Origin of the sequence: Ancylobacter sp. (genome assembly GCF_965249975.1) — a bacterium.
In the GTDB taxonomy this organism is placed as follows: Bacteria; Pseudomonadota; Alphaproteobacteria; order Rhizobiales; family Xanthobacteraceae; genus Ancylobacter.
In genome coordinates, this window is sequence record NZ_CBDFNE010000020.1 from 449,251 (window position 1) to 462,596 (window position 13,346).

The 13,346-nt window shown below is 65.9% G+C and carries 12 protein-coding genes; all 12 read left to right on the top strand.

Annotated features, from left to right (window positions below):
* Positions 1–72 precede the first annotated feature (72 nt).
* The 12 genes from ACP2AH_RS20105 to ACP2AH_RS20160 all read left to right on the top strand — a co-directional run bounded on the left by ACP2AH_RS20105 (position 73) and on the right by ACP2AH_RS20160 (position 12,982).
* The gene (locus ACP2AH_RS20105) at positions 73–678 is read left to right on the top strand and encodes an NADH-quinone oxidoreductase subunit J (RefSeq protein ID WP_307018072.1); all 606 of its coding nucleotides are present in this window, start codon (positions 73–75) and stop codon (positions 676–678) included.
* A gap of 3 nt (positions 679–681) precedes the next feature.
* Positions 682–990 (top strand): NADH-quinone oxidoreductase subunit NuoK, encoded by a 309-nt coding sequence (nuoK, locus tag ACP2AH_RS20110; protein WP_244376396.1) that lies wholly within the window; start codon positions 682–684, stop codon positions 988–990.
* Between the two features lie 9 nt (positions 991–999).
* Entirely contained in the window at positions 1,000–2,931 is a 1,932-nt protein-coding gene (nuoL, locus tag ACP2AH_RS20115) for an NADH-quinone oxidoreductase subunit L (RefSeq protein WP_425107423.1), read from the top strand.
* Positions 2,931–4,445: an NADH-quinone oxidoreductase subunit M gene (locus ACP2AH_RS20120; RefSeq protein ID WP_425107424.1), complete on the top strand. Its 1,515-nt coding sequence runs from the start codon at positions 2,931–2,933 to the stop codon at positions 4,443–4,445. The genes nuoL and ACP2AH_RS20120 overlap by 1 nt, the downstream gene beginning before the upstream one ends.
* Positions 4,446–4,476: 31 nt before the next feature.
* Positions 4,477–5,904, top strand: coding sequence for an NADH-quinone oxidoreductase subunit NuoN (gene nuoN / locus ACP2AH_RS20125; RefSeq protein ID WP_425107425.1), 1,428 nt, complete (start codon positions 4,477–4,479; stop codon positions 5,902–5,904).
* A gap of 2 nt (positions 5,905–5,906) precedes the next feature.
* Entirely contained in the window at positions 5,907–6,662 is a 756-nt protein-coding gene (locus ACP2AH_RS20130) for a biotin--[acetyl-CoA-carboxylase] ligase (RefSeq protein WP_425107426.1), read from the top strand.
* A 71-nt stretch (positions 6,663–6,733) separates the two neighbouring features.
* Positions 6,734–8,362, top strand: coding sequence for a ribonuclease J (locus ACP2AH_RS20135; protein ID WP_425107505.1), 1,629 nt, complete (start codon positions 6,734–6,736; stop codon positions 8,360–8,362).
* A gap of 105 nt (positions 8,363–8,467) precedes the next feature.
* Entirely contained in the window at positions 8,468–8,872 is a 405-nt protein-coding gene (gene mce / locus ACP2AH_RS20140) for a methylmalonyl-CoA epimerase (protein WP_425107427.1), read from the top strand.
* 9 nt (positions 8,873–8,881) lie between these two features.
* Positions 8,882–9,157 (top strand): DUF1467 family protein, encoded by a 276-nt coding sequence (locus tag ACP2AH_RS20145; RefSeq protein WP_307018058.1) that lies wholly within the window; start codon positions 8,882–8,884, stop codon positions 9,155–9,157.
* Between the two features lie 418 nt (positions 9,158–9,575).
* Positions 9,576–10,898 (top strand): proline--tRNA ligase, encoded by a 1,323-nt coding sequence (gene proS, locus ACP2AH_RS20150; protein ID WP_425107428.1) that lies wholly within the window; start codon positions 9,576–9,578, stop codon positions 10,896–10,898.
* A 155-nt stretch (positions 10,899–11,053) separates the two neighbouring features.
* Complete coding sequence (locus ACP2AH_RS20155; RefSeq protein ID WP_425107506.1) at positions 11,054–12,277, top strand: lipoprotein-releasing ABC transporter permease subunit; 1,224 nt, start codon at positions 11,054–11,056, stop codon at positions 12,275–12,277.
* A 9-nt stretch (positions 12,278–12,286) separates the two neighbouring features.
* The gene (locus tag ACP2AH_RS20160) at positions 12,287–12,982 is read left to right on the top strand and encodes an ABC transporter ATP-binding protein (RefSeq protein WP_425107429.1); all 696 of its coding nucleotides are present in this window, start codon (positions 12,287–12,289) and stop codon (positions 12,980–12,982) included.
* Positions 12,983–13,346: the final 364 nt, after the last annotated feature.

Here is a 13,346-nt window from a genome sequence, read left to right on the forward strand (position 1 = left end):
AAGGGCCGCTAGGGCCGTTCGCGCTGCGCCCGCCGCAACGGCGGGCGCCGGAATGACTGGGGGGTGCCGGGCATGAGCCTCGCCGCGCTGTTCTTCTATCTCTTCGCCGGGGTCGCCGTGGCCTCGGCCTTCATGGTCATTGCGTCGCGGAACCCGGTCCATTCGGTGCTGTTCCTGATCCTGACCTTCGTCAACGCCTCGGGCCTGTTCATCCTGATCGGCGCCGAATACATCGCGATGCTGCTCATCGTGGTCTATGTCGGCGCGGTCGCGGTGCTGTTCCTGTTCGTGGTCATGATGCTGGACGTGGACTTCGTCGAGCTGCGCCAGGGCTTCCTGCAGTATCTGCCGGTCGGCGTGCTGATCGGCATGGTGTTCCTCGCCGAGCTGGTGCTGGTCGTCGGCTCGTGGACCTTCGGCGCCGGCGTCACCGGTGCGGTCACCTCCGCCGCGCCCGGCGTGTCGAACGCGGTCGCCATCGGCCGGGTGCTGTACACGGATTACGTCTATTTCTTCCAGGCGGCGGGCTTCATCCTGCTGGTCGCCATGATCGGTGCCATCGTGCTGACCCTCCGCCACAAGGAGAATGTGAAGCGCCAGAGCATTCCGGTCCAGAACGCGCGCACCAAGGCTATGGCGATCGACGTCGTCAAGGTGCCTTCCGGCAAGGGGCTCTGAGCCATGGCGATCGGCCTTCCGCACTATCTGACCGTCGCGGCGATCCTGTTCACGCTCGGCACGCTCGGCATCTTCCTCAACCGGAAGAACGTCATCGTCATCCTGATGTCGGTGGAGCTCATCCTGCTGGCGGTGAACATCAACCTCGTCGCCTTCTCCGTCTTCCTCGGCAACATCGTCGGACAGGTCTTTGCCCTGTTCGTGCTGACGGTCGCCGCCGCCGAGGCCGCCATCGGCCTCGCCATCCTCGTGGTGTTCTACCGCAATCGCGGGTCGATCGCCGTCGAGGACATCAACACCATGAAGGGCTGAGCGGGCTTCATGTACCAGGCGATCGTATTTCTTCCCCTCGTCGGCTTTCTCATCGCCGGCCTGTTCGGCCGGCTGATCGGCGCCCGCGCCTCGGAGCTGGTGACCACCGGTCTGCTCATGATCTCCGCCTTCTTCGCGTGGATCGTGTTCTTCCAGACCGCCTTTGGCGGTCATGACGGCACGGTGGAGCTGTTCACCTGGTTCGCGTCGGGCAAGCTCGATGTCAGCTGGGCGATCCGCGTCGACACGCTGACCGCGGTGATGCTCATCCTCGTCACCACCGTGTCCTCGCTCGTGCACCTCTACTCCATGGGGTACATGCACGAGGACCCCAGCCGCCCGCGCTTCTTCGCCTATCTCTCGCTGTTCACCTTCGCCATGCTGATGCTGGTGACGAGCGACAACCTCGTGCAGCTGTTCTTCGGCTGGGAGGGTGTCGGTCTCGCTTCCTACCTGCTCATCGGCTTCTGGTACGACAAGCCGTCGGCCTGCGCGGCGGCGATGAAGGCGTTCATCGTCAACCGCGTCGGCGATTTCGGCTTCGCGCTCGGCATCTTCGCGGTCTATCTCATGACCGGCTCGGTGGCTTTCGAGCAGGTCTTCGCGGCCGCGCCCTCGCTGATGGACAAGAACATCCTGTTCCTCGGCCATGAGTGGCACGCGCCCACGGTGATCTGCCTGCTGCTGTTCATCGGCGCCATGGGCAAGTCGGCGCAGCTCGGCCTGCACACCTGGCTGCCCGACGCCATGGAAGGCCCGACGCCGGTCTCGGCGCTCATCCACGCCGCCACCATGGTGACGGCCGGCGTGTTCATGGTGGCGCGCCTGTCGCCGCTGTTCGAACTGTCGGACACGGCGCTGAACGTGGTGCTGTTCGTCGGTGCGTCCACCGCCTTCTTCGCGGCGACGGTTGGCTGCGTGCAGAACGACATCAAGCGCGTGATCGCCTATTCCACCTGCTCGCAGCTCGGCTACATGTTCGTCGCGCTCGGCACCGGCGCCTATTCCGTCGGCGTGTTCCACCTGCTCACCCACGGCTTCTTCAAGGCGCTGCTGTTCCTTGCCGCCGGCTCGGTCATCCATGCGATGCACCATGAGCAGGACATGCGCCACATGGGCGGCCTGTGGCGGAAGATCCCCTTCACCTACGCCACCATGATGATCGGTGGCCTGGCGCTGACGGGCTTCCCCTTCACCGCCGGCTACTTCTCCAAGGACGCGATCATCGAGACCGCCTTCGTCAGCCACAGCCCCGCCGCCACCTATGCCTGGGTGATGACGGTCGCGGCGGCGGCGCTCACCGCCTTCTACACCTGGCGGCAGATGTTCATGACCTTCCACGGCAAGACGCGCGCGGATCACCACACCTACGACCACGCGCATGAATCGCCGCTGACCATGCTCATCCCGCTCGGCGTGCTCTCGCTCGGCGCTCTGTTCGCCGGCATGATCCTCTACCCGTACTTCGTCGGGCACGATGTCGATCACTTCTTCCGGGAGTCGATCTTCATGGCGTCGGACAACAAGATCCTGGAAGAGATGCATCACATTCCCGGCTGGGCGAAGTGGGCCCCGACGGTGATGATGGCGCTCGGCTTCGCCGTCGCCTACTGGATGTACATCGCCAACACCGCCGTGCCGAAGGCGCTCGCCAAGCAGAACGACGTTCTGTACCGCTTCCTGCTCAACAAGTGGTACTTCGACGAGCTGTATGACTTCCTGTTCGTCCGTCCGACCATGTGGCTCGGCCGCTTCCTGTGGAAGCAGGGCGACGTGCGGGTCATTGACGGCTACGGCCCGAACGGCGTCTCGGCCCGCGTCATCGATGTGACCAACCGCGTCGTGCGGCTGCAGACCGGCTATCTCTACCACTATGCGTTCGTGATGCTGGTGGGCGTCGCGGCCCTCATCACCTGGTTCATGTTCGGGGGCGCGCACTGATGTATGAGTGGCCCATTCTCTCCGTCGTCACCTTCCTGCCGCTCGTCGGCGCGCTGCTGATCGTCCTGATGATCCGCGGCGACGATGAGGTCGCCAAGCGCAACGCCCGCTGGGTGGCGCTGTGGGCGACCCTCGTCACCTTCGTCATCTCGCTGCTGCTGCTGGTCGGCTTCGATCCGTCGAACCCGGACTTCCAGTTCACCGAATACCAGCCCTGGCTCGGCGATGTCGCCGCCTACCGCATGGGCGTGGACGGCATTTCGCTGCCCTTCATCGTGCTGACCACGCTCCTGATGCCGATGTGCATCCTGGCGAGCTGGGAGTCGATCCAGCACCGCGTGAAGGAGTACATGATCTGCTTCCTGGTGCTCGAAACGCTGATGATCGGCACCTTCGCTGCGCTGGACCTGCTGCAGTTCTACTTCTTCTTCGAAGGCGGCCTGATCCCGATGTTCCTCATCATCGGCATCTGGGGCGGCAAGCGGCGCATCTACGCGACGTTCAAGTTCTTCCTCTACACCCTCGCCGGTTCGGTGCTGATGATGCTCGCCATCATGGCGATGTACTGGCAGGCCGGCACCACCGACATCACCCAGTTGCTGACCTTCAACTTCCCCTCGGGGATGCAGCACTGGCTCTGGCTTGCCTTCTTCGCCTCCTTCGCGGTGAAGATGCCGATGTGGCCGGTGCACACCTGGCTGCCCGACGCGCATGTCGAGGCGCCGACCGCCGGCTCGGTCATTCTGGCGGGCATCCTCTTGAAGATGGGCGGCTACGGCCTGCTGCGCTTCTCCCTGCCCATGTTCCCGGAGGCGTCGGCCTATTTCGCGCCCTTCGTTTTCACGCTCTCGGTGATCGCGATCGTCTACACTTCGCTGGTCGCCCTGATGCAGGAGGACATGAAGAAGCTGATCGCCTACTCCTCCGTCGCCCATATGGGCTATGTGACGATGGGCATCTTCACCCTGACCCAGGAAGGCATCCAGGGCGCGGTGTTCCAGATGGTCAGCCACGGCTTCGTCTCGGGCGCGCTGTTCCTGTGCGTCGGCGTGGTCTATGACCGCATGCACACCCGCGAGATTTCCGCCTATGGCGGCCTCGTCTTCCGCATGCCGATCTACGCCACGCTGTTCATGGTGTTCACCATGGCCAATGTCGGCCTGCCGGGCACGTCGGGCTTCATCGGTGAGTTCCTCACCCTGCTCGCCACTTTCGGTCGCAACACCTGGGTCGCCTTCTTCGCCACCACGGGCGTGATCCTCTCGGCGGCCTATGCGCTCTGGCTCTACCGGCGGATCATTTTCGGTCCGCTGGAAAAGGACAGCCTGAAGGGTCTCGGCGACGTGAACGCGCGCGAGATGGCCTCGCTCGTGCCGCTGCTGTTCTTCACCATCCTGTTCGGCGTCTGGCCGCAGCCGATCCTCGACGCCTGCAATGTCGCGGTGAACGCGATCGTTGCCCGCGCCGACATCGCCGTCGGCGCCGTCAAGGCCGCCGCGCTGGTGCTGCCTTGATCCGACCCATGACCATCGCGGAGCCCGTCCAATGACCCTCTCCCTCGCCGCGCTCGGCCCCGCGCTGCCCGAACTGCTGCTGGCGCTGTCCGCGCTGGCGCTGCTCATGCTCGGCGCCTTCGCCGGGCCGAAGTCGACCGACACGGTGAACGGGCTGGCGCTCGCCGCCCTGTTCGGCGCGCTGGTGCTGGTGCTCATAGGCCCTGCCGATTCGACGCTGTTCAACGGCGCCTTCCAGGTCGACGCTTTTGGCCGCTTCATGAAGGTGCTGGCGCTGATCGGTGCCGGCGGCACGCTGGCCATGTCGGTGGACTGGTTGAAGATCGAGAAGCAGGACCGTTTCGAGTACCCGGTTCTGGTGCTGCTCTCGACCCTCGGCATGATGGTGCTGATCTCGGCCGGCGATCTGATCGCGCTCTATATGGGCCTCGAAATGATGAGCCTCGCCCTCTACGTGATCGCCGCCAATAACCGCGATTCCGTGCGCTCCACCGAGGCCGGCCTGAAGTATTTCGTGCTCGGCGCGCTCTCCTCCGGCATGCTGCTCTACGGCGCCTCGCTGATCTATGGCTTCACCGGCTCGGTGAATTTCGCCCAGATCGCCCAGGCCGCGCGCGAGCCGTCGCTCGGGCTGATCTTCGGCATCGTGTTCACCTTCGCGGGCCTGTGCTTCAAGGTCTCGGCCGTGCCGTTCCACATGTGGACGCCGGACGTGTACGAAGGCGCGCCCGCTCCGGTGACGGCCTTCTTCGCCTCGGCGCCGAAGGTGGCGGCGATGGCGGTGTTCGTGCGCTTCGCCATGGAGGCGCTGCCCAACGTCGCCCATCAGTGGCAGCAGATCATCGTTTTCGTCTCCATCGCCTCGATGGCGCTCGGCTCCTTCGCCGCCATCGGTCAGCGCAACTTCAAGCGCCTGATGGCCTATTCGTCCATCGGCCATATGGGCTTCGCCCTGGTCGGCCTCGCTGCCGGCACGGAGCAGGGCGTGCAGGGCGTGCTGGTCTACATGGCGGTCTATCTCGTCATGACGCTCGGCACCTTCGCCTGCATCCTGTCGATGCGGCGCAAGGACGGTATGGTCGAGAGCTATGACGAACTCGCCGGTCTCGCCCGCACCAGCCCGGTGAAGGCGTTCATGCTGGCGGTGCTGATGTTCTCGCTCGCCGGCATTCCCCCGCTGGCCGGCTTCCTCGCCAAGTACTACGTGTTCCTGGCGGCGATCGAAGCCGGGCTGTATGCGCTCGCCGTCATCGGCGTGCTCACCAGCGTGGTCGGCGCGTTCTACTATCTGCGCATCGTCAAGATCATGTATTTCGACGAGCCGGCGGCGGCCTTCGAGCCGATGCGTTCGGAGCCGCGGGTGGTGCTCGCCATTTCCGGCACCTTCACCCTGCTGTTCTTCGTCTATCCCGCGCCGCTGATCGCGGCGGCGGCGGCGGCGGCCCGGGCGCTCTTCTGAGAATGGCGCCCACGCCGGTCGCGACGCCGGTCGTCCGTTTCGACACCGTCGGTTCGACAAACGAAGCCGCGCTCGCCCAGGTGGGCGGCGCGGCGCCCTGCTGGTTCGTCGCCGCGCGGCAGACCGGCGGACGCGGCCGGCGCGGCCGCCCTTGGGCGTCGGAGCCCGGAAATCTCTATGCCTCGCTGCTGCTGGTGGATGCCGCGCCGGCGGCGCGCCAGCCGGAGCTCTGCTTCGTCGCCGCGCTCGCGCTCTATGATGCCGTGCGCGCCGTCACCGGCATCGACCCGCTGCGCATCGGCCTCAAATGGCCCAATGACGTGATGATTGACGGCGCCAAGCTGGCCGGAATCCTGCTAGAGGGCACGGTAGCGCCCGGCGGGCGGGCGGCGACGGTGATTGGCTTCGGGGTCAATTGCGCGCACCATCCCGCCGACACGCCCTATCCCACCACGGACCTTGCCGCCGCCGGCTATCCCACCGACCCGCCGGCACTGCTCGCCGCGCTCGACGCGGCGATGGCGGCGCGGCTGGCGGAATGGGCGCGGGGCGCCGGCTTTGCCGCCACCCGGGAAGCCTGGCTGTGCCGCGCCAGCGGCCTCGGCAAGGCGATGACGGCCCGGCTTGGCAGCCGGGAGGTTGCGGGAGTATTCGAGGCACTCGATTTTTCGGGCGCCATGGTGCTGCGCCGCAGTGACGGTGTGCGCGAGACGATCAGCGCCGGCGACGTGTTTCCCACGCCCGCCGCGCCAGTGTGAAAGGCAGGAATGTGAGCAAGTGGCCGGACGAACTGGTCTTCGCCCCCCTCGGTGGGGTCGGCGAGATCGGTATGAATCTCGGGCTGTATGGTCTGGGGCCACGCAACCGGCGCAAATGGCTCGCGGTCGACCTCGGCATCTCCTTCGCACCGCCGGAAGTGCCGGGCATCGACATCATCATGCCCGATGTCGGCTTTCTCGAACGTGAGGCCGATGCCGGCAACCTCGCCGGCCTCGTCATCACCCACGGGCACGAGGACCATATCGGCGCGCTGGTGGATTTGTGGCCGCGTCTCGGCTGCACCGTCTACACCACGCCCTTCACCCATGCGCTGGCGGAGGCGCGGCGCCTCGGCGAGCCGGGGGCGCCGAAGATTCCCTTCCACATCGTGCCCACGGGCGGGCGGAGCAAGATCGGCCCGTTCGACGTGGAATTCGTGCCGGTCGCGCATTCCATTCCCGACAGCCATTCGCTGGCCATCCGCACCCCTCTCGGGCTGGTGGTGCACACGGGCGACTGGAAGATCGACCCGACTCCGGTGGTCGGCAACGTCACCGATCCCGCGCGCTTCACCGCGCTCGGCGATGAGGGCGTGCGGGCGATCATCTGCGATTCCACCAATGCCATTCGCGACGGTATCTCGCCCTCGGAAGTGGATGTGCAGGCCGCGCTGCACGATCTGATCGCCGCCGCGCCGCACCGTGTGGCGGTGACGACCTTCGCCTCCAATGTCGCCCGCATCCGCTCGATCGCCGAGGCGGCCGTGAAGGCCGGGCGCGAGGTGGTGCTGGTCGGGCGGGCGATGGAACGCGTGATCGGCGTGGCGCGCGAGCAGCACATGCTCGACGGGCTGCCGCCCTTCCGTCCGGTCGATGCCTATGGCTTCCTGCCGCGCGACAAGGTGGTCGCTATTCTCACCGGCAGCCAGGGCGAGCCCCGCGCGGCATTGGCGCGCATCGCCGATGACGACCACCCCGACATCGCCCTGTCGCCGGGCGACCATGTGATCTTCTCGTCGCGCACCATTCCCGGCAATGAGCGGGCGGTGAACCGCATCATCAACGCGCTGGTGCTGCAGGGCATAAAGGTCATCACCGACCGCGACGGGCTGGTGCATGTTTCCGGCCATCCGCGCCGGGGCGAGCTGGAGCAGATGTACAAATGGCTGCGCCCGCAAGTGGCGGTGCCGGTGCATGGCGAGCCGCTGCATCTGTCCGAACATGCCGAACTTGCCCGCCGCATGGGCGTGCGTGAGGTGATCCGGCTGGTCGATGGCGATGTGGTGCGCCTCATCAGCGCCGATCCCTCGCTGGGGGCGGAGGTGATCGAGGAGATTCCCTCCGGCCGGCTCTACAAGGACGGGCAGGTGCTGGTCGGCGCCGAGGACCCGGCGATTTCCGAGCGGCGGCGGCTCTCCTTCAGCGGGCTGGTTTCGGTCGCCATCGCCATGTCGTCCAAGGGCGAGGTGGTCGGCGATCCCATGATCGACCTTTCCGGCCTGCCGCGCCTCGGCATTGGCGGCACGCCGCTCGACGAGGTGGTGGAGGACGCGGTGCTGAACTGCCTCGACGGCCTGCCCAAGCCGCGCCGGCGCGACCCGGATGCGGTCGCGGAATCGGTGACGCGGGCGGTACGCGCCCAGATCAACGCCGCCTGGGGCAAGAAGCCGCTCTGCCATGTGCTTGTCATCACGGTATGACAGGTGGGCCGGGAGCCGGCAGACACGGGAGGTGAGCCTTTTCCGTGCCGCCGGCGTATCCCCGGTGCCGGCGCGTCCGCGCGGCGGAACGGGGAGGGGACTTGCATGATCGGCCGTCTGAACCACGTCGCCATCGCGGTGCCGGATCTCGAAGCGGCGATCGCGACCTATCGCGACACGCTCGGCGGCGAGGTGTCCGGCGTCACGCCGCAGCCGGAGCATGGGGTGAACACGGTGTTCGTCACCCTGCCTAACACCAAGGTGGAACTGCTCGGCGCCCTCGGGGAAAACTCGCCCATCGCGAAGTTCCTCGAACGCAACCCGGAAGGCGGCATTCATCATCTCTGCTACGAGGTCGAGGACATCCTCGCCGCCCGCGACCGCCTGCTGGCGGCGGGGGCGCGGGTGCTGGGCTCGGGCGAGCCGCGTCTCGGCGCGCATGGCAAGCCGGTGCTGTTCCTCCACCCCAAGGATTTTCTCGGCACGCTGGTCGAGCTGGAACAGGCGTGAGGCGGCACAATGGGCGTCGGCACCTATATCGCGATCTATTTCATCGTCTGGTGGGTGGTGATCTTCGCCGTCCTGCCCTTCGGCGTGCGCTCCCAGCATGAGGACGGCGCGGTCGAGGACGGCACGGAGCCGGGCGCGCCGCAGCAGCCGATGCTGCTGCGCAAGGCACTGGCGACGACGGTGATCTCGGCGGTTCTCGTTCTCATCTTCGCCTGGCTGGTGGAGACGGACCGGCTGAACTCCGACATGCTGCCCATGCCGTTCCCGCTCTATCAGGCCAAATAGGCGGCGCCCTGCCGGCAAAAAGGCAAAAAAAGAGGCGGGACCGAAGTCCCGCCTTCCTTATCTGGCCGCCCGCACCTGATTCCGCGCCGTTTCGACGTCTGCCAGGGGGCTTTCTTAGCCGTCATTCCTCCCGAGACCTGGACCGATCAGCACGCTTCTAAAAGCGTTCAGCGGACCTCTTTCTAGAGGCCGGCACTCTAGCAAAATTTAGAACCTTGTCATCCTTGCGTCGCAATACGAGTATGGTGCGTTGCAACAAAAATGGGCGCGGATCGGGCATCAAGCCTTAAGTTGAGGCAGTCTTTGCGCCATTCGCCCGCGCCCATGGGGCAAGGGCTTGTGTTTTGTGAGGCGATCCGGTTTCACTCCGCCATCGCCGCCACGCAGCCGATCCCGGCCGAATCGTGAGTTTCCGCTGATGCGCCTTTCCCGCTACTTCCTTCCCATCCTCCGCGAAGTCCCGAAGGAAGCGGAAATCGTCTCGCACCGCTTCATGCTGCGCGCCGGCATGATCCGGCAGGAGAGCGCCGGCATCTATGCGTGGCTGCCGCTGGGCAAGCGCGTGCTCGACAAGATTTGCAACATCATCCGCGAGGAACAGAACCGCTCCGGCGCCATCGAGATCATGATGCCGACCATCCAGTCGGCCGATCTCTGGCGCGAAAGCGGGCGCTATGACGACTATGGCAAGGAGATGCTCCGCATCAAGGACCGGCACGAGCGCGACATGCTCTACGGGCCGACCAATGAGGAGATGCTGACCGAGATCGTTCGCGCCTATGTGAAGTCCTACAAGGACTTGCCGCTGAACCTCTACCACATCCAGTGGAAGTTCCGCGACGAGGTGCGCCCGCGCTTCGGCGTCATGCGCTCGCGCGAATTCCTGATGAAGGACGCCTATTCCATCGACCTCGATTTCGAGAACGCGGTCGTCGCCTATAACCGCATGTTCGTGGCGTATCTGCGGACCTTCGCCCGGCTGGGGCTGAAGGCGATTCCCATGGTCGCCGACACCGGCCCGATCGGCGGCAATCACAGCCATGAGTTCATCATCCTCGCCTCCACCGGCGAGAGCCAGGTGTTCTGCCATGCCGATTATCTCGACATGGCCACGCCGGAGGCGGGCGTCGACTTCCGCGATCCCGCCGGCCTGCAAGACATCGTGAACCGTTGGACCAGCCTTTATGCGGCCACGGAAGAGAAGCATGACGAAGAGGCCTTCGCGGCGATTCCCGAGGAACAGCGGGTCTCGGCGCGTGGCATCGAGGTGGGTCACATCTTCTATTTCGGCACCAAATATTCCGAGCCGATGGGCGCCAAGGTGACGGGCCCCGATGGCGTGGAGACGCCCGTGCATATGGGCTCCTACGGCATCGGGCCTTCGCGTCTCGTCGCCGCCATCATCGAGGCGTCGCATGACGAGAACGGCATCATCTGGCCGGAGGCCATCGCGCCGTTCCGCGTCGGGCTGCTGAACCTCAAGGTGGGCGATGCGGCGACGGACGAGGCCTGCGAGGCGATCTATGCCGAGCTGACCGCGCGTGGCGTCGATGTGCTCTACGACGACACGGCGGAGCGGCCCGGCTCGAAATTTGCCACCGCCGACCTGATCGGCCTTCCCTGGCAGATCATCGTCGGGCCGAAGGGCCTGGCGGCCGGTACGGTGGAGCTGAAGCGGCGGGCGGACGGTTCGCGCGAGACGCTGACCATCGCGGCGGCGCTGGAGCGGATCATCGGTTGAGTTGAAGGCGCGTGCCGGCCGATCAAGGCCGGGCGAGGGGCGGAGCAGGCATGGCGGCCAAGAGCGCAGCGCGTCGGACCAAGGCAGCGAAGACCGCGTCGGCGGGCGCCAGCGCGGAGCCCACCGGCTCCAGGCCGTTCAGCGCCTTCGAGTGGATGCTGTCGCTGCGCTATCTGCGCGCGCGCCGCAAGGAAGGCTTCATCTCGGTCATCGCCGGCTTCTCCTTCCTCGGCATCATGCTCGGTGTGGCGACGCTCATCATCGTCATGGCGGTCATGAACGGCTTCCGCACCGAGCTGCTGTCGAAGATCCTCGGACTGAACGGCCATATTCTGGTGCAGTCGGCGGGCGAGCCGCTGACCGACTATGAAGAAGTCGCCAAGCGCATTGCCGGCGTGCCGGGGGTGAAGCTCGCCGTGCCGCTGGTGGAAGGGCAGGCGCTCGCCTCCTCCGCCTTCAATGCCGGCGGCGTGCTGGTTCGGGGCCTCTCCGAGGCCAGCCTGCGGGCGCTGCCGGCCATCGGTTCCAATATCAAGTCTGGGACGCTGGAGGGCTTCGACGAGGGCTCCGGCGTCGCCATCGGCGCGGGCCTCGCCAAGCAGCTCTCGCTGCAGGCCGGCGACAACCTCACCCTTGTCGCCCCGCGCGGCGCGGTGACGCCCATGGGCACGACCCCGCGCATCAAGGTCTACAAGATCGCGGCGGTGTTCGAGATCGGCATGTCGGAATATGACAGCGCCTTCGTGTTCATGCCGCTGGCGGAGAGTCAGGCCTATTTCAACAAGGATGGCGATGTGACCGCCATCGAGGTCTATGTCGACAAGCCGGACGATGTGGAACGCTTCAAGCCCCTGTTGCAGGCGGCGGCGGAGCGCCCAATCTACTCCGTCGACTGGCGGCAGCGGAACGCCACCTTCTTCAACGCGCTGCAGGTGGAGCGGAACGTGATGTTCCTGATCCTCACGCTGATCGTGGTGGTGGCGGCCTTCAACATCGTCTCCGGCCTCAACATGCTGGTGAAAGACAAGGGGCGCGACATCGGCATTCTGCGCACCATGGGCGCCACCAGCGGGGCGATCATGCGCATCTTCCTCGTCACCGGCGCCGCCATCGGCGTGGTCGGCACGCTGGCGGGTTTTTTGCTCGGGCTCATCGTCTGCCTCAATGTCGAGGAGATCCGTCAGTTCATCTCCTGGCTGACCTCAACCGAGCTGTTCTCGCCGGAACTCTATTATCTCAGCCGCCTGCCGGCCGAGCTGAACGCAGGCGAAACCGCCACCGTGGTGCTGATGGCACTCATCCTGTCCCTTCTCGCCCCGCTCTACCCGTCCTGGCGTGCCGCGCGCCTCGATCCGGTGGAAGCGCTGCGCTACGAATAGGAGGGCGCCATGTCGACCGCTTACCCCAAGGCCGCGCTGCGGCTTGAGAGCATCGAACGCCGCTATGCCCAGGGCGAGGGCACGCTGGAAATTCTGCGCGGGACCAATTTCACCGTGATGGAAGGCCAGTCCGTGGCGCTGGTCGCCCCGTCAGGCACTGGCAAGTCCACCCTGCTGCATATTGCCGGCCTGCTGGAACATCAGGACGCGGGCGAGGTGTTCATCGGCGACACCGGCACCGCCGGCCTGTCGGACGCCGAGCGCACCCGCATCCGCCGCGTCGATGTCGGCTTCGTCTACCAGTTCCACCATCTGCTGCCCGAATTCTCCGCGCAGGAGAATGTGATGCTGCCGCAGATGATCCGCGGCCTGCCGCGCCGGGAGGCGGCAAAGCGGGCGAAGGAACTGCTCAGCTATCTCGGCCTCGGCAAGCGGCTGGAACACCGGCCGGGCGAACTTTCCGGCGGCGAGCAGCAGCGCGTCGCCATCGCCCGCGCCGTCGCCAACGCGCCGCGCGTGCTGCTGGCCGACGAGCCGACCGGCAATCTCGACCCGCACACCGCCGACCATGTGTTCCATGCGCTGTCGCAGCTTGTGGAGGCGACGGGGCTGGCGGCGGTGATCGCCACCCATAATCTCGACCTCGCCGACCGCATGCACCGCCGGGTGACACTTCGCGAGGGGCAGGTGGTGGAACTCGCCTGAGGCGGGAGCACCACAAGCGGGCAACGTCATCCCGAGGTGCCCGGCGGCGCCGGGCCTCGAAGGATGGAGGCTTGGTGCCTAGTCTGGCACCTTTCCGCGCGCTGGGCGATTCGTGCGAGGAGGTTCGAGGCGTTTTCGTTTCGTCAACCATGAACTGGAACGAAAGAAGAACATGGCTTGATCATGTGGATTGCGGGAGTCATGTTCTCTCTATGTTCCAGGGAGGTCGACATGATCCGCGTTCTCGTTCAGGAAGCCGCCGCTCTCGCGTCCATCGCACTGTTCGTTGCCATGATCGGCCTTTGGGCCGGGGTGATCACCGGGGTTTGAGGCGCGATTACCTGGTCCCGCCTGAGGACAGCGG

Excerpts from the sequence above, each read along its gene's own strand:
- ACP2AH_RS20120 (WP_425107424.1), top strand. The coding sequence starts at position 2,931 with ATGTATGAGTGGCCCATTCTCTCCGTCGTCACCTTCCTGCCGCTCGTC.
- ACP2AH_RS20160 (WP_425107429.1), top strand. The coding sequence starts at position 12,287 with ATGTCGACCGCTTACCCCAAGGCCGCGCTGCGGCTTGAGAGCATCGAA.
- nuoN (WP_425107425.1), top strand. The coding sequence starts at position 4,477 with ATGACCCTCTCCCTCGCCGCGCTCGGCCCCGCGCTGCCCGAACTGCTG.
- ACP2AH_RS20135 (WP_425107505.1), top strand. The coding sequence starts at position 6,734 with ATGAATCTCGGGCTGTATGGTCTGGGGCCACGCAACCGGCGCAAATGG.
- ACP2AH_RS20130 (WP_425107426.1), top strand. The coding sequence starts at position 5,907 with ATGGCGCCCACGCCGGTCGCGACGCCGGTCGTCCGTTTCGACACCGTC.
- ACP2AH_RS20105 (WP_307018072.1), top strand. The coding sequence starts at position 73 with ATGAGCCTCGCCGCGCTGTTCTTCTATCTCTTCGCCGGGGTCGCCGTG.
- ACP2AH_RS20155 (WP_425107506.1), top strand. The coding sequence starts at position 11,054 with ATGCTGTCGCTGCGCTATCTGCGCGCGCGCCGCAAGGAAGGCTTCATC.
- ACP2AH_RS20145 (WP_307018058.1), top strand. The coding sequence starts at position 8,882 with ATGGGCGTCGGCACCTATATCGCGATCTATTTCATCGTCTGGTGGGTG.
- nuoK (WP_244376396.1), top strand. The coding sequence starts at position 682 with ATGGCGATCGGCCTTCCGCACTATCTGACCGTCGCGGCGATCCTGTTC.
- nuoL (WP_425107423.1), top strand. The coding sequence starts at position 1,000 with ATGTACCAGGCGATCGTATTTCTTCCCCTCGTCGGCTTTCTCATCGCC.
- mce (WP_425107427.1), top strand. The coding sequence starts at position 8,468 with ATGATCGGCCGTCTGAACCACGTCGCCATCGCGGTGCCGGATCTCGAA.
- proS (WP_425107428.1), top strand. The coding sequence starts at position 9,576 with ATGCGCCTTTCCCGCTACTTCCTTCCCATCCTCCGCGAAGTCCCGAAG.